18 protein-coding genes and 4 pseudogenes are annotated in these 17,885 nt (G+C 69.7%); 2 read left to right on the top strand and 20 right to left on the bottom strand.

Annotated features, from left to right (window positions below):
• Window positions 1–297 precede the first annotated feature (297 nt).
• Window positions 298–447, bottom strand: a pseudogene (locus WBK50_RS32095) (DUF1269 domain-containing protein); the annotation flags it as partial.
• 257 nt (window positions 448–704) lie between these two features.
• Between WBK50_RS32095 and WBK50_RS32090 the strand changes: the two are divergent.
• On the top strand, window positions 705–1,250 hold the full coding sequence (locus WBK50_RS32090) for a hypothetical protein (protein WP_341339134.1): 546 nt from the start codon (window positions 705–707) through the stop codon (window positions 1,248–1,250).
• A gap of 203 nt (window positions 1,251–1,453) precedes the next feature.
• On the opposite strand, the gene WBK50_RS32085 is transcribed toward WBK50_RS32090, so the two are convergent.
• The 12 genes and pseudogenes from WBK50_RS32085 to WBK50_RS32035 all read right to left on the bottom strand — a co-directional run bounded on the left by WBK50_RS32085 (window position 1,454) and on the right by WBK50_RS32035 (window position 12,538).
• On the bottom strand, window positions 1,454–2,356 hold the full coding sequence (locus WBK50_RS32085) for an alpha/beta fold hydrolase (RefSeq protein WP_341339133.1): 903 nt from the start codon (window positions 2,354–2,356) through the stop codon (window positions 1,454–1,456).
• A gap of 265 nt (window positions 2,357–2,621) precedes the next feature.
• Window positions 2,622–2,891, bottom strand: a complete 270-nt coding sequence (locus WBK50_RS35520; protein ID WP_445942416.1) for a transposase — start codon at window positions 2,889–2,891, stop codon at window positions 2,622–2,624.
• A gap of 5 nt (window positions 2,892–2,896) precedes the next feature.
• A pseudogene (locus tag WBK50_RS32080) lies at window positions 2,897–3,505 on the bottom strand (IS5 family transposase); the annotation flags it as partial.
• Between the two features lie 255 nt (window positions 3,506–3,760).
• Window positions 3,761–3,973 (bottom strand): annotated as a pseudogene (locus tag WBK50_RS32075) (glycoside hydrolase family 15 protein); the annotation flags it as partial.
• 13 nt (window positions 3,974–3,986) lie between these two features.
• On the bottom strand, window positions 3,987–5,240 hold the full coding sequence (locus WBK50_RS32070; RefSeq protein WP_341339572.1) for a dipeptidase: 1,254 nt from the start codon (window positions 5,238–5,240) through the stop codon (window positions 3,987–3,989).
• Between the two features lie 173 nt (window positions 5,241–5,413).
• The gene (locus WBK50_RS32065; RefSeq protein WP_341339132.1) at window positions 5,414–6,256 is read right to left on the bottom strand and encodes a class II glutamine amidotransferase; all 843 of its coding nucleotides are present in this window, start codon (window positions 6,254–6,256) and stop codon (window positions 5,414–5,416) included.
• Window positions 6,257–6,858: 602 nt separating this feature from the next.
• A complete protein-coding gene (locus tag WBK50_RS32060; protein ID WP_341339131.1) occupies window positions 6,859–7,755 on the bottom strand; it encodes a DUF1028 domain-containing protein in 897 nt (298 codons plus the stop codon).
• Between the two features lie 432 nt (window positions 7,756–8,187).
• Entirely contained in the window at window positions 8,188–8,352 is a 165-nt protein-coding gene (locus WBK50_RS32055; protein WP_341339130.1) for a hypothetical protein, read from the bottom strand.
• 165 nt (window positions 8,353–8,517) lie between these two features.
• On the bottom strand, window positions 8,518–9,684 hold the full coding sequence (locus tag WBK50_RS32050; RefSeq protein WP_341339129.1) for an AI-2E family transporter: 1,167 nt from the start codon (window positions 9,682–9,684) through the stop codon (window positions 8,518–8,520).
• A 222-nt stretch (window positions 9,685–9,906) separates the two neighbouring features.
• The gene (locus WBK50_RS32045; protein ID WP_341339128.1) at window positions 9,907–11,571 is read right to left on the bottom strand and encodes an MFS transporter; all 1,665 of its coding nucleotides are present in this window, start codon (window positions 11,569–11,571) and stop codon (window positions 9,907–9,909) included.
• A 139-nt stretch (window positions 11,572–11,710) separates the two neighbouring features.
• A pseudogene (locus WBK50_RS32040) lies at window positions 11,711–12,229 on the bottom strand (transposase); the annotation flags it as partial.
• Window positions 12,230–12,337: 108 nt separating this feature from the next.
• Window positions 12,338–12,538 (bottom strand): hypothetical protein, encoded by a 201-nt coding sequence (locus tag WBK50_RS32035; RefSeq protein ID WP_341339127.1) that lies wholly within the window; start codon window positions 12,536–12,538, stop codon window positions 12,338–12,340.
• A gap of 286 nt (window positions 12,539–12,824) precedes the next feature.
• Here WBK50_RS32035 and WBK50_RS32030 point away from each other — a divergent pair, with 286 nt between their 5' ends.
• Window positions 12,825–13,319: a DUF7144 family membrane protein gene (locus WBK50_RS32030; protein ID WP_341339126.1), complete on the top strand. Its 495-nt coding sequence runs from the start codon at window positions 12,825–12,827 to the stop codon at window positions 13,317–13,319.
• Between the two features lie 251 nt (window positions 13,320–13,570).
• On the opposite strand, the gene WBK50_RS32025 is transcribed toward WBK50_RS32030, so the two are convergent.
• The 7 genes from WBK50_RS32025 to WBK50_RS31995 form a co-directional block, all read right to left on the bottom strand.
• The gene (locus WBK50_RS32025; protein ID WP_341339125.1) at window positions 13,571–13,855 is read right to left on the bottom strand and encodes a LapA family protein; all 285 of its coding nucleotides are present in this window, start codon (window positions 13,853–13,855) and stop codon (window positions 13,571–13,573) included.
• 463 nt (window positions 13,856–14,318) lie between these two features.
• Window positions 14,319–14,531, bottom strand: coding sequence for a hypothetical protein (locus WBK50_RS32020; protein ID WP_341339124.1), 213 nt, complete (start codon window positions 14,529–14,531; stop codon window positions 14,319–14,321).
• Between the two features lie 211 nt (window positions 14,532–14,742).
• Window positions 14,743–15,240, bottom strand: coding sequence for a DUF1269 domain-containing protein (locus tag WBK50_RS32015; protein ID WP_341339108.1), 498 nt, complete (start codon window positions 15,238–15,240; stop codon window positions 14,743–14,745).
• 640 nt (window positions 15,241–15,880) lie between these two features.
• Window positions 15,881–16,441 carry an Rv1733c family protein gene (locus tag WBK50_RS32010; protein WP_445942329.1) on the bottom strand — a complete coding sequence of 187 codons (561 nt, stop codon included), beginning with the start codon at window positions 16,439–16,441 and terminating at the stop codon, window positions 15,881–15,883.
• A gap of 261 nt (window positions 16,442–16,702) precedes the next feature.
• Complete coding sequence (locus WBK50_RS32005) at window positions 16,703–17,146, bottom strand: SHOCT domain-containing protein (protein ID WP_341339122.1); 444 nt, start codon at window positions 17,144–17,146, stop codon at window positions 16,703–16,705.
• Window positions 17,147–17,236: 90 nt separating this feature from the next.
• Entirely contained in the window at window positions 17,237–17,416 is a 180-nt protein-coding gene (locus tag WBK50_RS32000) for a hypothetical protein (RefSeq protein ID WP_341339121.1), read from the bottom strand.
• 260 nt (window positions 17,417–17,676) lie between these two features.
• Entirely contained in the window at window positions 17,677–17,829 is a 153-nt protein-coding gene (locus tag WBK50_RS31995) for a hypothetical protein (RefSeq protein WP_341339120.1), read from the bottom strand.
• Window positions 17,830–17,885: the final 56 nt, after the last annotated feature.

Raw genomic sequence — 17,885 nt, 5'->3', positions numbered from 1 at the left:
TCGTCGGGTAATTCTTCCCGGGCCAGGATCGGCCGGGTGGCCGGTCGTCGCCTCGCCCGAAACGAATGACTGCGGATCGCCCCGACCCGATGTGGCGCGGGGACGGACAGGCGTCAACCGGACAGCGCGACCGGGTACCCGGTCCCCTGCGGGGGTCGTCGCAATGAGGCCGTGCTCGTAGCCGGCGAGGACGGCGGTCCGCCGGCTGCTGATCCCGAGCTTGTTGTAGATCGAGCGCACGTAGGTCTTCACGGTGTTGATCGGCACCGTGGCTGCGGCCCTCATCTCCTCCAGAGAGAGCAGCGACGTGCCGGGAGTGATCTTCTCGCGCACTTCCTCGACGAACCGATCGTCGATACCCACGTCGGACATCGAGCCGGCGAGGGCGCCCATCGCCGCCCCGACCGCCATCCCCAGCAGCGGCACGAAGAACAGCAGGCCGAACATCCGCTCGCTGCCGGGTCAGCCTGAGTGTCCGGATCTCGATCTCTGCGCCGGGCGCCGCCCGCACACCCCGGGGGCTCACCCGGGCCGTTCCCGCGCTGCTCCGGCTCGCGGCCGGACGGGCCGTCTGAGTGCACGGACGAGGAGACGGTGGGGTGAGCTGCGTTCACCCCGCACGGGCGACGCCGGGGCCCCCGGGATCGCGAATCATCAGCCCCCGGCGGCAGGTCGACCCGCCGCCCCGAGTTCTGGAGGTGTCCATGGTGCACATCGTCATCAGCTCCCGTCGAAGGACCATCGACGGGGCCGCCGTGCGCGCGACCGTGGCGTCCCTGCTCGGCGTCGCGGTCCTCGCGGGGTGCTCGGCGCCGCCGAGCGCGCCGCCTTCGACCCCGCCGCCGCCCCCGGCGGCCACGACCTCGCCCGCCGCGTCCACGTATTCCCCCGAGCTGTGTGCCGCGGCGGCGCAGTTCCAGACGGCGGCCAACGCGATCGTGCAACTTGACGCGACCAAGGTCGGTAGCGAGGGCGTCAAGGCCGCCCTGCAGAATCTCGCCGACGCCGGGCGGGCCCTGCTGACCGCGGCCAAGGGGCAGTTCGGCCCGCAGGTCCCCGCGCTCGAACAGGCCCTCGCATCGCTGCAGGGCACGATCGCCGGGATCAGCGACCAGGCCAGCCTGTCGGCCAAGCTCGGCGCCCTCGCCGCGTCCGTGGCTGAGGTCGAGGCGGCGGCCAAGCCCATCGTCGACAGCGTCCGGATGGGCTGCACCGGCATACCGCCGGTCGAGACGCCCCCGCCGTCCTAGGTCGTGTCCTGTAAGTCTGTAAGTCGGTGCGCAGCCACAACACGATCGCGACGATGATGATCTCTGCGCGGTAGAGGCGGCTCGCTTCGCATAGCGGGTGGCCAGGGTGCGGAACTGTTTGAGCCGGTTGAAGCAGCGTTCGGTTCGGTCGCGATCAGCACGCCGATCAGCGCCGACGAGACCGTCTGTTCCCCCCAGACGGCCTAGGTCTGCGCCGGGCCCAGGAACTCGGCGATCCGCGCGTTGACGGCGTCGGGTCGCTCCAGCTGGAGGAAGTGCCCCGCCCCCTGGATCAGGTCGACGACGCTGCCGGCCGGGAGCGCGGCCCGGGCCGGGCCCACGAAACCGGCGCCGATGCACCCGTCGTCGGCCCCGTGCAGGTACAGCGTCGGGACGGTCGGGATGCCCAGCCAGTCCGTGTGCCGGGCGGTGTAGCTCGGTACGCCCTTCCCGGGCCGCGGCATCGCCCGGTAATACCCGAGGGCCGCGCTGCGTCGCTTCGGTGTGCCCAGCGCCGCCGCCACCCGCGCCACGTCCTCGCCGCCGTCGAAGCCCGGCGACCAGGCCGACCACAGCTGCGGCACGAGCCGCGGCAGCATGCGCTCCGGCAGCCACGGCAGCTGGTTGAACAGCATGTACCAGCTGCGGCGGAGCTGGCCGGGCATCAGCTTCCAGTCGTAGCGCGGCCCGCTGGGCACCGGGAGCGCGACCGCGGTCGGTGGCACAGCCAGCGCGACGATCCGGGAGAACGGCGCCGGGGCGTGCGCGCCCAGTGCGTGCACGGTGGCTGCACCCCAGTCGTGCCCGATCACCACGGCCCGGTCGTCGCCGCCGAGCGCCCGGTGCAGCTCGATGGCGTCGTCCATGAGCGCACCGACCCGGTAGTCGCCGTCGGCGGGTACGTCGGTCGGGGCATATCCGCGGGAGAACGGGGCGACCACCCGCCAGCCGCGCGCGGCGAGGAACGGGCCGAGGTGCCGCCAGGTCCAGGCGGTGTCGGGGAACCCGTGCAAGCACAGCGCGAGCGGCCCGTCGTCCGGCCCCCAGGACAGCGCGGCGACGGTGAGCGCCGGCAGGTCGATCGTCAGCTGTCGCGGCGCGTCCACCGCGGGAGGCTAACCGCTGCCGGCGCTGCATCGGCCCGGTCCCACCCGAAGAGGTGTCCCGCTGACGCGGCACGATGGTGCAACACGACGTCCTGGATGGTCGCCGCGGCCTCTCCGACGAATCCGGCGCCGCGTCGCTCGATCGGGACGCCGACGGCGGCGAACCCGGCGACGCGCCCGCCGCGGATTCCCTGCGGCCACCGCCAGGCCGAACACGACGGACCGCGGATCGGCCCGCCCTCGCGCACTGAGCAGGACCGCCTGACTAGGGCGTGTCCTGTAAGTCGGCACGCAGCCATAACACGATGGTCGCGATGATGATCTCGGATCGGTAGTAGGCCATCCGCTTCGCGTAGCGGGTGGCGAGGGCGCGGAACTGTTTGAGCCGGTTGAAGCAGCGTTCGACGACGTTGCGGTTGGCGTAGCGATCGGGATCGAAGGCTGGTGGGCGGCCGCCGCGGGAGCCCTTCGCTTGGCGGCGCGCGATCTGGTCGCTCTTCTCCGGGCTGGTGAACGCGATCCCGCGTGCTCGCATCGCCACCCGGGTGGAGGGTGGGAGTAGGCCTTGTCGGCCAGGACCCGGTCGGGGCGTTTGCGGGGCCGGCCAGGTCCGTCACGGCCGACCGAGATCTGGTCGAGCAGCGGGAGTAGTTGCGGGTTGTCCCCGGCCTGGCCGGGGGTCAGGATCACCGACATCGGCAGTCCGCGCCCGTCGACGGCGAGGTGGATCTTGCTGGTCAGGCCTCCCGCGGGACCGTCCGAGGGCTTCTCCGTCGACGGCGAGGGCTTCGATCCACCCGGTGGTGCAGCCCCTTTTTTCCGGGCCCCGGCGGAGTGCTGGTGGGCCCGGACGCTGCTGGAATCGACGCTGAAAGTCCACTCCACGTTCCCGACGGAGTCGTCCTTGACGGTGCCCTGGTCGAGGATGCGTTCCCAGGTGCCGTCCGCGGTCCAGATCCGCAGGCGTTCGTGCGCGGTCTTCCAGGGTCCGTAACGCTCGGGCAGGGCGCGCCACGGGGCGCCGGTACGTAGCTTCCACAGGATCGCGTTGATCACCTGACGGCGGTCTCGCCACCGCCGACCCCCGCTCTCGACCGGCGGCAGCTCGATCCGGGCCCATGCCTCCTCCGTCAGCTCACCACGTCCCACCACCAAAACATGATCACCGAGACCAGGTCAGAACCCTTACAGGACACGCCCTAGCCCAACTCCGGGTGCCCCGCCGTCCCGGGCTCGGGGCAACCGGCCGGAGCCGGCGGGACCTTCCGCTCGAAGTATCGAGACGCCACATCTGGACACTGCCTCATCAAGGCGCAATTAGGGCGGCCGGCGAAGGTGCGTCGAGGGCCTCGTCGAGGGTGAGGGCGGTGCCCTCGAAAACCCCGCAGCCCGTCGGGCGAGGCGGATGTCGAGCTGGAGCTGATCGGAGGCGCCGTTACCGATCCGCACCGGACGCGAGCCCCGGTAGCCCGACCAGTGCTCGAGCGACTCCTCCTTCAGGTCGGAGGAACCGTCGACCCGGTACATGATGTTCAGCGGGCCGCCCTCGCCGCCGACGTGTTCCGCCATCCGGTCCCGCAACCAGCCGCTGAACTGCGCGGACTCCTCGGTGAGGCCCCCACCTGGGTGCTCAGCGGCGGGCCGCCGCGTACTTCTGCAGGAACAGTGCCTCCGTGAGCGCCATGTCGGCGATCTCCTTCGGGTCCACGCTCTCGTTCGGCGCGTGGATCGACGCCAGCGGCTCCTCGACGCCGATCAGCGTGATCTCCGCTCGAGCGTAGGTGTCTGTGAAGACGCTGCAGAGCGGGATGGAGCCGCCCTGCCCCAGTTCGACGATCGGCCTGCCGTAGACGGCCTGCATCGCCGCCGCCATCGCCCGGTGGGCGGGCCCGTCCGCAGCCGCCCGGAAGGGCCGGCCGGACGATTCGACATCGACCGTCACTCGAACCTGCCAGGGGGCAACCTCGTGCAGGTGGTCGACGAGGGCCGCCCCGGCTCGCCCGGGTGTGACACCCGGAGGGATGCGCAAGTTCAGGCGTGCTCTGGCCCGGGGCACGATCGCCGCGGCCGACCCGACCACGGGCGGGCAGTCGATGCCGACGATGGTGATCGCCGGTCGCGCCCACAGCATGTCCGAGACAGTTCCGTCGCCGAGCAGCGAGACCCCGTCCAGGACACCGGCCTCGCGCCGGAACTGCTCGGGCGGGTAGGGCGCACCGGTCCAGACCTCGGTGCCGGGCAAGCCGTGGACCGTGGTGTTGCCCCGCTCGTCCCGGAGCGTCGCCAGCATGGCGACGAGCGCAGCCAGGGCGTCGGGCGCGGCGCCACCGAAGATGCCGGAGTGCACCTCCGCGGCGAGCGCCTCCACGGTCACGACGACGTCAACCACGCCGCGCAGGCTCACGGTGACCGCGGGGTGGCCGACCGCGGCGTTGCCGGTGTCGGCGACGACAATGGCGTCGGCGCGGAGGAGATCGGCGTGCTCGGGGACGAACGCCTCGAGGCCCCCGGTGCCCTGCTCCTCGGATCCCTCGACGACCAGCTTCAGGTTGACCGGAACATCGTCGCCGAGGACGCGCAGGGCGGTGAGATGCACGACGAGGTTGCCCTTGCAATCGGCGGCACCGCGGCCGTACCAGCGGTTGCCCACCTCGGTGAGGCGGAACGGCGGCGTGCGCCAGGCCTCCCCGTCCAGCGGGGGCTGCACGTCGTAGTGGGCGTACAGCAGCACCGTCGGGGCGTCCGGGTCGCCGCACGGCCGCGACCCGATGACCGCGCGGCTCCCGTCGGGTGTCTCCACGAGCCCTACGTCGTCGAAGCCGGCGCCGGCGAACCGGGCGGCCACCCATTCCGCCGCACGCACGCACTCCTGCGCCGGGAACAGGCGCGGGTCGCCGACCGACGGGATGGCGACGAGCTCGGAGAAGCTCCTCGCGCGCCTTCTGCATCAACTCGGCGACGCGGGCGCGAAGGTGCTCCACCTCGCTCATCGCGGTGCTCTGTGTCGGACCGTCATCCGCATCGGGCCTCCCGCTGGGTGCGAGAGGCTCGCCAGGCTCACGCGGGCACCGTCGGCTGGAACTGCTGGATGTCGTGCTCGCTCCCCCGGACGAACGCCCACGAACCCTCCGGGACCTCGGTCCACGCACCGGGGAGGTCGCGCAGTGGCTCCGAGACGATGAAGCGGGCGTCGGCACTCAGGCGGTCGAAGACGTCCATCTCCGGGTACAGATCGCGCAGCTGGGAGACCCGGTTCGAGTAGAAGAGCGAGCTGGTGGCCTTCTCGCTGGAGTAGCGGAAGATCCAGGTCGTCTCGCCGTCGGTCGTCGCCACGGTCATGTGGACCGGGTACTCGACCCCGTGGCGCCGGCCGACGTTCTCGACGAGGCCGACCGCGCGGGCGACCGCGGCGGGCGGGTCGTCGGTCAGGCCGAAGGTGAGCGCCAGGAAGAACAGGGTCTCGGTGTCGGTGGTTCCCACGAGCTTCGGATACAGCGACGGGTCCACCGCCATCAGCAGGTCGTGCCTGACCTCCGGGAACCCGGCGAGCGATCCGTTGTGCATCCACAACCAGTTCCCGTACCGGAACGGGTGGCAGTTGCTGCGCTGCACCGGGGTTCCGCTCGAGGCGCGGACGTGTGCGAACAGCAGGGGCGTGCGGATCCGGGTGGCGACCTCGCGCAAGTTCTCGTCGTTCCAGGCCGGATGGGTGCTCTTGAACACCGCTGGCGCGCCGCGTTTGCCGTCGCCGTCGACGTCGTCGTACCAGCCGATGCCGAAGCCGTCACCGTTCGTGGTGATCCCTGCGCCGAGGTCGGCGTGCAGACTCTGGTCGATGATCGAGTGCTTCGGCCGGAGCAGCAGGTCGTCGGCGAGGACCGGGTCGCCCGAGTAGGCCATCCACCTGCACATCGTTACCACGCCCTCCTGGCGAAACGACCCCTGACACGAGGTGGCCAACGAACCACGGTGGAGCGGCCGGCGCGTCACCCGACAAGGGCGAGTCAGAAGGCCGGGCCCCGCCGGCCCTACCCCGCCATCATCCAGCGCAGGTGGAGACCGATCTCGTCGGCGCGCGGTGGACAGTGGGCTGATCGTTCCGCGAGCGAGCCCACGAGGAGCTACTGGCCATGGGCACGTTGCAGGTGACCCGGCTGCTGCAGAACCCGCTGGGGTCAGCCCCCTGGCCATCGCGTCCCTGGCTGCTGCGAGCACGCCGCCGCGTCGTCCGGGGTCAACCCCACGGCAGCACGCGCGAGGTGGCATCACCCCCGTGGGGTGAACGCGGCCCCTGCAACGTCATCGGTGCTCTCGCCGCACTCATCGCTGGCGCGTGAGCCCCAGCCTCCGCCGCATCCCGCCCCGTGTCCCGGAGGCCGCCTTCAGGGCGAAGGTTGCCTGACGCGGTACTAGCCCAAATGCTGCCGGGCGAGTTCGCCCGGGCATCGCGGCAGCACCTTCGCCGGCTGCTCACCGCCGCCGCCATGCCGGCCTCATCCCCGTCACGCCGGGCCACGCTGGAGCGTGGCATCCTGCCCGTACTTGAGGCGGAGGTCAGCAAGAACCTCGAGATCGAGCAATCCACCATTGTCGATGCGGTTGTCGTAGTTCTCGCTGCCGAGGAAGAGCTCGAACCGCAGCTGGGCGGCCGACTCCCAGCTGCCGTCGACGTCGCCCTCGTAGAACCCCCGAGCCGTCATCATCCTTTTCAGCTCGAGCGCCAGTTCGGGACCTATCGGCACCAGGTTCGCCGGATCGCTCGGGAAGTACGAGAGCCTGTGCAGCGCGTAGCACCTGATCAATTCCGCAATCGGTCGATCATGGTCGTATATGGATATCACCACGTGGCGGTCGTCCAGTGACCCGTAACCGCCGTTCCGTCTGAGTACCAGCAGGGCGGCTGACTGCTGGCCTCGTATATCGCCTCCCGCTCGTTCACCCGACTCGAGTGCGGCCATCAGGCGTTCGGCGAGCGACGCGCGCACGTCTTCGAACGTCCGGACCATCCGGGAGACTACGTCGCTGCCCGCGAGCCCGTTTCCGAGCGCAACGCAGTCGCGGCCCGCAGCGCTCCCGGCCCATCCGTCCCACGTGTGCAGATCGGCTCCCGTGTACGCGGCGACGCCGCCGCTTCTGTCGATCAGGGCGAACTGCCTCTTGTGTTCCTTGCCGTCGCCGTTGAGCAGTACGTCGACCGCCTGTTGTGGTGTCGCGCCACACCTCAGGAGCATCAGCCCTGCAGATCCGTGCCGCGGACTTGCGAATCCTTGGGTCGCGACGACGCCGACCTCGGCTTCGCCGTACGGGACGAGACTCCCGACGCCCGGGAACTTGGATTGAACGGCCACGCCCAGGTCACCGTTGGAGGCATCGAAGCCCAGAATGGAGTACGTCATCATCGTCCTCTCGTCGGCGAGATGTGGCACCGAGGTCCGGCGTCCGACTCGGCCGCCCTTCCCACCGGGCCGCCGCGCTCGGCGTCAGGACCGGGTAATCGGCGCTCGCGCCCGGCTCAGGCGTCGCGGGCGCAGGTGGCGAGAGCCAGATGGATGCCGACGTAGACCTTGTCGTTGAACAGCGCGGCGATCCCGCCGAGGGCGTGGTAGACGCCGCCGGTGATCATCATGGGCCCCGGCGAAGACGGTAAGGCCGTTCCGCGCGCCGGTGGGCTCCCGGGGCAGGTAGCGGTTGTGGGCGTGAGCGCTCATGACGATGCCTCCTCGGCTGGCCTCGCCCCACGGTGAACGCACGACCGCACCGCGCACCCCATCCGGACCAGGTGAACCGCGCCGTCGGGGCCGTCCCCGCATCCCCGCCGCAGGGGCCTGTGGCTAGCGCAGCGCCACGTCGTCGGCGCACAGCAGCGCCCTCGCGATCGGCCGCGTCGAGCACCGCGAGCGCGGCTGTCCGTCACCGGTGCAGGTGATGTGCGCCGTCCCGCGGCACATCACTGCACGGCGCAGGGGCGCGCCCTCGAGGTCGAGCACCCACGACATGCAGGCCGCCACCGCGACGATCAGCCCGGCGGCGCCCGCCGCAACCCTCTGGTCACGCGTCCATCCGTGACCGCGGCTCTCGGGATCGGCTCGGATCGAACCATCCTGTGGCCGCGCCAGACACCGTCTCGGCGACTTGTGCTCGATGCTCGACGAGTCTTGCCTTCAGAGCGGCCGAGGAGGAGGTTCCTGCCCGTCGGCTACCACTGCGGTGCGATTCGTGGAGGCGCCACGTTCGCTCTCCGGCGTCTCATCGGCGTCCGCTTCCTCGGGCGGTACCGGCCCGCCGACGAGCAGGCTGGATATCCATCTGGTGTTCGGGTCCACGTCGATTAGTAGCGCCTTTGCCAGCAACGTCAACGGTATCGCGAGCACCGCTCCGAGCGGGCCGATCACGAACGCCCAAAAGACCAGCGATAGGAACGTCACCGTGAGCGAGAGATTGACGGCGTCGGCCACGAACTTCGGCTGGATGATCGACTGGATGATGAAGTTGATCACTGAGTAAGCCACGATCACGATGATCATCAGCCGGGGTCCGCCCTCGAGCAGGGCCAGCAGCGCGGGCGGCACCAGCCCGATCACAAAGCCGACGTTGGGAATGTAGTTCGTGATGAAGGCGAGCAGCCCCCACAGCAGCGGTAGCGGCACCCCGACCAGCCAGAGGAAGCCGACGTCGACGACCGCCACGATCAGCCCGAACACCGTCGAGACCAGCAGGTAGCTGCGAGTGCCGCGGACGAACGTGTCCAGCGCGCCGACCACATCCCCCCGCTGCCGCCGGGCCCGGGACAGCCGACCCGAGAACCCGACGGCGTCGAGGGCCATGAACGCCACCACGAACATCAGGAACAGCAGATTGGAGAAGACGCCGGCGAGCCCCGCGAGCACCCCGGCGAGGAGCGAGGCGATGCTGCCGAAGGAGATCTGGTCCAGAACGGCGCGGACCTGGTCCCGCCCGACACCGAGCGAAGCAAGCCAGTTACGGAGATCGTCAACGAGCCGGTCGAAGCTGTCCTGGTAGGTCGGCAGGATCGTCGCGAGCTGGGCGACGGAGAGGGCGAGCGCCGCCGCGAGGCTCAGGATCAGGGCGAGGACCGTGATGAGGGTGATGGTCACTGCCAGCCACATCGGTACACCACGCCGGCGCAGGATCCCGGTCAACGGATGCACGCCGATGACGAGGATGAGCGCGAGCAGGACCGGCGCCAGGATCGAGGCGAACTGCTGCAGCGCCAGGGCCGCGACGAGCAGCCCGGTCACGCCGAGCAGCACGATCAGTCCACGCGGTATCTGCCAACGCTGCGCAGCGGCGGCGTTCGGGTCGATCACACGGTGACCCTGCCCGCCCGGGCGGCTGATCCGCGCCCCCCGTAACAGGTGAACCGCACGGCTCGGCACGACGGCAAGCCGACAAGGCTGCGCCATCCGTGCTTCGATGGATCGCGCGGCACACGATGCTGTGGGGCTCGAGACTCATTATCGTCACCTGCTGGTTCGCCGCCAACGGGGCCGCGAAAGTGCGAGCGGCTCGTGTTTCGAGTGGATGCGAAATCAGCCGAGGGTCATCCCTTCGGAGCCGGATGGTGCGGGGTCGGGCAGGCGCATCATGCGGAATGAATTGAACAATCCGACGAGGCCAGCGAGGATCGGAATGAGCAGTGCCACCTGAAGAGAAATGGGTCGCACCTCGGTGTTGATGCGGATGATCTCGTCCCGAATCTCCTGGGGTTGGTTGCCCAGCAGCTGTTCGAGCTGAGTGTTGGTCATCAATTCCGCGTCGTTCTCCAGGGCCTGTGCGACTTGTTGCTGCTGCGCTGGCGGGAGCACGGTGCTGGCTTCGGCCATCTTGGTGAAGGAGAAGGAGAGCGTCGCCAGCATGATGGCACCGGTGAACGCCAGCCCGAACGACAACCCGAACGAGCCGGCCGCCGAGTTCACGCCGGCAGCCTCGCTGACCCGCTCCTCGGAGATCGGGGCCAGGGTGTAGTTGTTGAGTTGAGACACCAACAAGCCCAGCCCCGATCCCGCGATCAGCAACGGGACGATGAGGGCCCAGCCGAACTCAGCGCGGGGCACGATCGGGATCAGCATCGCAATGCCCACGGTGAGAAGCGCGAATCCCAGCCGGATGATGCTGCTGGGGCGGCGCTGTCCAGCTTTCTTCCCGGCGAGCAGCGCCATGGCAAACATGCTCAGCGAGAGCGGGGCGAGGGACAGGCCGGCCTGCAGCGCGTTGTACTCCAGCACCATCTGCAGATAGATCGGCAGCGCGATCATGGCGCCGCCCAGGGCGATCTGCTGGAGCATCTGTTGAGAGATCCCGAACCGGAATAGCTTGGAGCTGAACAGATCTGGGTCTATCAGCGTCGGCTTCCCGGCACGCTTGCGCCGCACCAGCCAGTACGCCAGCGCGACCAGCGCGATCACGCCCGTGGCCAGGAGCGCGCCAACGGATTCGCCGCCCTCCTGCCACACCAGGATGCCCAGCACGAGCCCGCCCATGCCCATGACGGACAGCAGCGCGCCGACGACGTCGATGGTCCGCGGTCCGGTGTAGGGCACATCGCGGACGAGTTTGATGCCGGACAGCACGACGGTGATGATGACGACCTCGAGCACGAACCCGACCCGCCACGACAGGTAGGTGGTAATGAAGCCTCCGAGCAGCGGTCCAACGGCAGCAGCGATCGCTGCCGCCGCCCCGACCAGGGCGTAGACCTGTTTCTGCGCAGCTCCTTCGAAGTTGCCGTGAATGAGCGACTGCATGGCCGGCAGCAGCAGAGAGGCGCCGATCCCGCCCAGCACCGCCCAGAAGACGATGACCGCGGTCAGGCTCTGGGCGAGCGCCATCGCCAGGGCGCCGACGGCGTAGCCCAGCAGACCCAGTACGTAGGCCCGCTTGCGTCCGATGAGATCGCCGACTTTGCCGCCGATCAGGATGAATGCGGCGGACACCAGTGCTTCCAGCGCGATCGCCGACTGGACGCCGCTGACGGTCGTGCCGAGATCCCGAACCACCGCCGAGATCGACACATTCATCAGCGAGGTGTCGACGACGAGCACGAACATCGCCGCCGCCAGCAGCAGGGCCAGCAGCCGCTGATGGCCCTTTAGCTGCTCGGCATCACTAGAACTCGCTGCCTCGGTCATTGGAGACCCGCCGTCCCGCCAGTCGTGACGCTTCCGTTGGGCGTGAATATCAGCACCGAACGTCATCTCCGTCGTTCGGTGCAGCCGAAGTCTCACCGCGGGGCGGCGGTGCGGGCATCACCCCGCCGGGGTGAGCACCCGCCGAAGGGCGACCCGAGTCGTCATTCGGCGGACCACACGTCCACGGGGGCGCCTGGGGCGTGTCCGGTAAGCCCGTGCGCAGCCATAACACGGTGGCCGCGATGATGATCCCTGAGGTAGTAGGCCACGCGCTTCGCGTAGCGGGTGGCGAGGGCGCGGAACTGTTCGAGCGGTTGAAACAGCGCTCGACCAGGTTGCGGCCGGCGTAGACGGCCTGGTCGAACGCTGGTGGGCGGCCGCCGCGGGAGCCCTTCGCGCGGCGGCGCTGGATCTGATCGAGCAGCGGGAGCAGTTGCGGGTTGTTCCCGGCCTGGCCCGAGGTGAGGATCACCGACATCGGCAGTCCGCGCCCGTCGACCGCGAGATGAATCTCGCTGGTCAGCCCGCCGCCGGATGGTCCGAGGGCTTCTCCGTCGACGACGAGGGCTTGGTCCCGCCAGGGGGCGCCGGTGCGCAGCTTCCACAGGATCGCGTTGATCACCTGACGGTGATCACGCCATCGGCGACCCCGCCCTGCGACCGGTGGCAACAACGGCTCGATCCGCGCCCAGGCCTTGTTCGTCAGCTCACCACGCCCTACCACCCGAGCGTGATCACCGACCGCAGGTCAGAACCCTTACAGGACACGACCTAGGCGGGACCGCCCACTGGTGTTCGAGCAGGACGAGCGCCGCGGCCGATCCGTCGCGGGTCAGTCCGGCAGCCGCTGCAGGGAGAGCACCTCCAGGCCCATGTCGCTGCACAGCATCAGCAGCTCATGCAGGTCGGAATGATCGGGAAGCACGCCGCACAGGAGCGTCTGCGGCGGCGCGGCCTGCACCTCGAGAGAGCAGAAAGCGCCTCGCGCCCGCTCGGACAACTGTCCACGCACGCACACCTCGTACCGCGCCATCCGCTTACCTCCCTATGCTCCTCGTGCCCGTCAACACACCACCCCAGGCTCTGCCCCGGGACGCCGCGCGTCGTCACCCGGACCGGATGACCGAGTGCCTCGTGATCACCTCCGGGGCGCCGGCCGCGCCGCTCGACTGCCCGGGTTACACCTTCCTCGGCCCTGGACGGTCCCGTTCATCCGATTCGGATGAGGACCGGCCGCCCGGCAGGACCGAGGATGGGCGTGCCGTCGACGTCGGCGGCGGACGTAGGCATCCGGAACCAGCAGACCCGGTGGTTCCCGAATGACTCAGCAGATCGAGGAGAAGTCCGATGACCGACACCTCCCCCACCAGGCGCACGACCGAACCGGCCCCAGCTCCAGCTACGCGACGACCCCCGCCACGGGCGTCTCCGGCTGGACCGGCTGGGTCGTCTTCGCCGGCATCATGCTGATCATGCTGGGTGCGTTCCAGGTGATCCAGGGGCTCGTCGCCCTGTTCGAGAAGGGCTACTACCTGGTCGCCTCGTCCGGCCTGGTCCTGCACGTGGACTACAACGTCTGGGGCTGGGTCCACCTCATCCTCGGCATCCTCGCCGTGGCGACCGGGTTCGGCCTTCTCGCCGGCAACACGGCCGCCCGCGTGGTCGGCATCGTCCTCGCCGTCCTCAGCGCGATCCTGAACCTGATCTTCATCGCGGCCTACCCGGTCTGGTCCACCATCGTCATCGCCGTGGACATCATCGTGATCTACGCGATCGTGGTCCACGGCCGCGAGTTGAAGCGCGACGCGGGCTGAGCCGGCGCCGTACCGGAGGAGAGCCCGTGATGACCGCCGCGGCGGGGCGCTGACCGGGCGGCCTTGCAGACGATGCGCGAGACCTTCGGGGCCGCGCCGCTGCTGGCGATCGAGGTGCTGGTGGCCGCCCTCGGGATGATCGTGCTGCTCCGGACGTTTCGGTGGGGCGAGCCGCCTGGCCACCGCGCCGGCGCATGCGCGACCGGGCCGCGCCCGCCACGGAATGAGCGGACGCGACCCGGGGGTGCGCGTCAGTCCCGGCGGTCCGCCCGGCGCGCCGTGCGACGCCGGTGACGGCGAACGACGCCGAGCCCGAACCAGACCATCGCCCCGATCAACGCCGTCACCAGCGTGAACAACCACAACGGCCACGTGAAACTCCAGAACAGGAAATCCAACGTGATCCGCTCGGTGTTCTGGAACATGAACACCACAAGCAACCCCACCCCGATCAGCGCCGCGATCGCTCCACCACCGAGCTGCAGTCCCCGACCCTCCGGAGCACTGGTGGTACCACCGGAACCCTGCCCGACCATGAGCACTTCCTCTCCCTGGAACCTCCGCCGGGGCCGACCACCCCCGCGGCCCGTCCCGCGCTCAGAGCGTCCGCTCCCGCCGAGGGGTACAGCCCTTCTCCTCCGTCTGCTGCCACACCCCCACACCCGCCCCGACAGCCGCCCTGACCTGCTCCCACCTCAACCCCGCAAGCTCCCGCGGCGCCAAATCCACCCGGCGATACCAACGCCGCCCCGCCCCGACCAAAGCAGCGCTACCCACCGAAACCCCGACCAAGCCCAAAAGACCACCGATCCCGACCAACACACCCGCGACGAGCACCGCGCCCCGGTCGAGATCCTGCAAAGACCAATCCGTACGACGGCTGTCCATCCCCAACCCCGTCGACCAACGACGACGCACCCAGCGCCGGTGAGCAAACCCTGCCCGGCCCGAAACAGACCAGCATCACCCGCCCGGGATGACACGGGCGCCGCCCGCTCGCTACCCCGAGGAGCCGACCTTTCGGGTCGCCACGTGGAAGGCCGCCGGGTCCCCCGCCCCCGGCGGCGCGCTCGGCCGGGCCCGCGCGGCCTCCTCGGCGAACGCCCGTGCTTCCGCATTGGTGGTGTAGTCGGCGATCTCCCGCAGCAGGCCGCGGCGGATCTTCGGCTGCTGCGACGGGGCCACCGCGACGATCGTCAGGAGCAGCCACATCGAGATGCTGCTGAGGGTGATCAGGATGGCGGAATGATCACTCCGCCCAGCCTCGAGGCCAGCTCCTGGGCCGCGAACACCCGCCGACCGACGGGATGACCATCATGGCGACCGGGGCCCGGCGTCGTGGAAGTGCACCTGGCGAACCGTGTGCAGCACAAGATTCCTGTGATGGCTCCCGAGCTGCCGGACCCACCCCTCACCACCCCCGTCAGACGTGCTCGACCTCGGAGAACGCCTCACGCAGCCTCGCCTCCTGCTCACCCGACAGATTCGTCGAGATCAACGACGCCCCGGTCGTCCCGAAACGCTCCAAGACCTTGTCCGGCACCACATTCGACGACATCACAAACAACGCCGACGTCCCCGGCGTCACCTTCTCCCGCACCTCCTTGATAAACCCGTCATCGATCCCCACATCGGCCATCGACCCGGAAAGCGCCCCCATCGCGGCCCCCACCGCCAGCCCGAGCAACGGCACGAAAAAGATCAACCCGAACAACAGACCCCAGAAACTCCCCCCCAACGCACCCGCACCACTCATGTCATGAAGCTGCTGGGTCTTCGGCTTCTTCCGATCCGCAGGCCAGAAAACATAAGCCGCATCGTCGATCCGAATCAACTCCTCCTTCTGCAGCTGCTTCAACAACTGCAGAGCACTCTCAGCCCCACCCGCCGAATCGAACTTCCACACCGTCAAAGTCCCCATACCCAGCCTCCTCATCCACACCCGCACGACATCCACATCCGCACGGTCGCGACCCGGGCCCGGTGCGGCCCCCACAGGGAACGCCGCGCCCACCCGGCCGGTCGCCCGCATTCTGCGGACCCGGCCACCGGGCGACATCACCCCTCACGGGCGAGCACCCACCACCCCGCCCCCCAGACCGACAAAGCCCCCCAGACCGACGACGCCGGCGGTGCTCCCGGCGATCGCGTTGAGCGCGGCGAGGTAGACCAGCCCGGGCAGGTGGGTCACCCCCCCCCCGCCGCGGCGGCCCCCCGGGCATACGGACGACGGCCTCGTGCTCGACCACACCGTCGAGCGTCGGGCCGGTTCATGGCCAACGCCGCCTGGCTCGCCCCCGCGGTGACGGCGCACAACCTGGGCCGCGCCGTCGGTGCGCTGGCCGGCATGCGCCGGGCACCGCAGCGACCCTGCGTATGGAACTGTTCACCATTCCCGGCCGGCTGGTGCACACCGCGCCAATGCACCTGCAGCTACCGACCAACTGGCCCCGGGCGCCGCGTTCCGGCAGATCGGTCATGCGCAAACCCGATTCTGCAACTGCCCGGACCAAGCCCTGAGCCTTGTCGATCATCAGGTCCGGGAGACGGTGCATCCGGGATCAGGCTGTACGCCGCCATTCCGGCTCGACCGCCGCCCACTCGCGCTCCCACGCCGCCGAGTTGCGGGTGGCGATCACCGCTCGCGCACCGGTCCATGCGAGACGGAGGAGGGCCAGCATCGTGGCGAGGAGCAGACCTGCCAGAAGCACCCCTCTGACGATCGCGTCGCTGGCCAGCGCGGGGCGCGGCACGATCGAGCCGTCACGGTCGGCCCACGCGTCGACGACCGTTCCCGCGCGGGCGTCCTCCGGTACAGCGACCGCTCCGGACCGGTCGACGCCATCGGGCCCCGTCCAGTTTGCCAGGGCCCTGACCGTGGTCGGGGCTCCATCTGTCGTGACGGAGGCCCGGACGGCGTCCTCCAGCAGGGTAGCCCGGATCGGGCTTCGCGACGCCGCCTCGTATCGAGCCTGATCGAGTCCGCAGCTGTAGAGCTGGCGGCCCACGAGCACCGCTATCAGGACCGCGAACAGCCCGAGGGTGCACAGCAACCACGCTATGGCGTCCTCCGCCCGGTCGGTTGGTCGGCCGGCGAGGCGGCCTGTTCGACGGCCCGACACCGCTATTCCCTCGATTCCGGATCGATGCTGCTGCTCGCTCAGGTACCGCCCGGGATCGCTACCCGTCCGTCCGGCTGCTGGCCGGCGGGCAAATCCTTCCTGGCCGCGATGCTCGAACTCCTCGAGCAGACGTTGACTGACAACGACGATCTTGCACGCGTCCGGTCCTGTCGGTGTGGCGAGCAGGTCCCGGTGGGTACGTCGCCAGGCTCGGCTCAGGTCCTCCAGACAGCGCGTTGTCCCGTGGTGGCGGTGCCGTGGTCACGTGGGGGAAGGGACCGTGTGGCCGTCTGCGTGCGCAGGAGCGGCGGGCCCGAGCTCCCTGCCCAGCACCTTCGCCTTCGCGTGCTGGAACTCCTGTTCCGAGATGGTGCCCCGGTCCCGAAGGTCGGCGAGCTTGGCGAGCTCGTCAGCGGTGCTCGGTGTGGCGGCTCCTGCTGTCTCCCGGACGCGCGCGTCGAAGTCCAGCTGGCTTCGTTGAACCTCGGCTCGGAGGCGCTCGTTCATCGAGCGCCCGCGCGCGATCAGGTAGACGAGGGCGCCGAACCACGGCACGACGATCAGGAACAGTGTCCAGAGCGCCTTGCCCCACCCCGACAGCTCGTGGTCCCGGAAGAGGTCGCCGAAAATGGTGATCAGCAACCGGATCCAGGCGAACAAGATCATGAACCAGAAGATGGACACCAGAACGTCCCACAATGACATGTCGACCCCTTCATCCACGCCGGGCGCGACTGGTGTAGCGCGAGGCCGCCGCTGATCGCCCAACCGTCGCCCGAACATCGCTACTCGGCATCACCCGTAGCAGGCGAGGTTGGATGGTCGCCGCCGGCCAAGGAGGATGTTCATGGCGTCGGCGGGCTCCGCGACGCCGTCGCCGCCGGCGGCGGGTTCCGCATCGCCGACGGTTTCATCAGCCCGCTGGACCTGATCGGGATCGGCATGCTGAGCGCGGAGGAAGCACGCGAGCTGCATGCCGCGGAGACCGCCACGGTCGGCGCCCCCGAGGAGGCCGGAGCAGCGGTGAGGAAGTGGATCAGGCTCGGATCCCGCAGGGCCGCGCGGCGCACCGCTCGACGGACCGCGCGGCGCGTCAACCGCCGCTGCGACTGATCACCTGACCGCGTCAGGCCGCGAGCCGACGCAGGACGAGGCCGCCGCCACGCGCGTGGCGGAGGCCTCGTTGTGTGTCCCGCGCTCCTGCGGCACTGCACGTAACGGCTGGCGCCGCACCGTCAGGGCTTGACGGGGCTCACCGCCTGATCGATGACCAGCACGAGCCGGGCCAGCAGCTGTTCTGCCTCGGCCGTCGTGAGCAGGCCGAGGGACCGGGCCGTGCGGACCTCGGTCGTGATCAGCCGGCAGAGGTGGCCGGACCACACCGCCACCTCGGGCTTGTCCCTCCCGACAACAAAGAGGCGAGTCGCCGCTCGGGGAAGCGGCC

Source organism: Pseudonocardia sp. T1-2H, assembly GCF_038039215.1.
In the GTDB taxonomy this organism is placed as follows: Bacteria; Actinomycetota; Actinomycetes; order Mycobacteriales; family Pseudonocardiaceae; genus Pseudonocardia.
The sequence above is the reverse complement of the archived record's forward strand: the minus strand, read 5'-3'. Positions and strand labels throughout refer to the sequence as shown.

What these genes read in the sequence shown, in the direction of transcription:
- WBK50_RS32065 (WP_341339132.1), bottom strand. Translation starts at nt 6,256, where the DNA reads ATGGCCTACTCGGGCGACCCGGTCCTCGCCGACGACCTGCTGCTCCGG.
- WBK50_RS32005 (WP_341339122.1), bottom strand. Translation starts at nt 17,146, where the DNA reads ATGTCATTGTGGGACGTTCTGGTGTCCATCTTCTGGTTCATGATCTTG.
- WBK50_RS35520 (WP_445942416.1), bottom strand. Translation starts at nt 2,891, where the DNA reads ATGCGAGCACGCGGGATCGCGTTCACCAGCCCGGAGAAGAGCGACCAG.
- WBK50_RS32020 (WP_341339124.1), bottom strand. Translation starts at nt 14,531, where the DNA reads ATGTGGCTGCTCCTGACGATCGTCGCGGTGGCCCCGTCGCAGCAGCCG.
- WBK50_RS32025 (WP_341339125.1), bottom strand. Translation starts at nt 13,855, where the DNA reads ATGGTCGGGCAGGGTTCCGGTGGTACCACCAGTGCTCCGGAGGGTCGG.
- WBK50_RS32055 (WP_341339130.1), bottom strand. Translation starts at nt 8,352, where the DNA reads ATGTCGTGGGTGCTCGACCTCGAGGGCGCGCCCCTGCGCCGTGCAGTG.
- WBK50_RS32000 (WP_341339121.1), bottom strand. Translation starts at nt 17,416, where the DNA reads ATGCAGCTCGCGTGCTTCCTCCGCGCTCAGCATGCCGATCCCGATCAG.
- WBK50_RS32030 (WP_341339126.1), top strand. Translation starts at nt 12,825, where the DNA reads ATGACTCAGCAGATCGAGGAGAAGTCCGATGACCGACACCTCCCCCAC.
- WBK50_RS32015 (WP_341339108.1), bottom strand. Translation starts at nt 15,240, where the DNA reads ATGGGGACTTTGACGGTGTGGAAGTTCGATTCGGCGGGTGGGGCTGAG.
- WBK50_RS32060 (WP_341339131.1), bottom strand. Translation starts at nt 7,755, where the DNA reads ATGATGACGTACTCCATTCTGGGCTTCGATGCCTCCAACGGTGACCTG.
- WBK50_RS32045 (WP_341339128.1), bottom strand. Translation starts at nt 11,571, where the DNA reads ATGACGTTCGGTGCTGATATTCACGCCCAACGGAAGCGTCACGACTGG.
- WBK50_RS32035 (WP_341339127.1), bottom strand. Translation starts at nt 12,538, where the DNA reads ATGGCGCGGTACGAGGTGTGCGTGCGTGGACAGTTGTCCGAGCGGGCG.
- WBK50_RS32090 (WP_341339134.1), top strand. Translation starts at nt 705, where the DNA reads ATGGTGCACATCGTCATCAGCTCCCGTCGAAGGACCATCGACGGGGCC.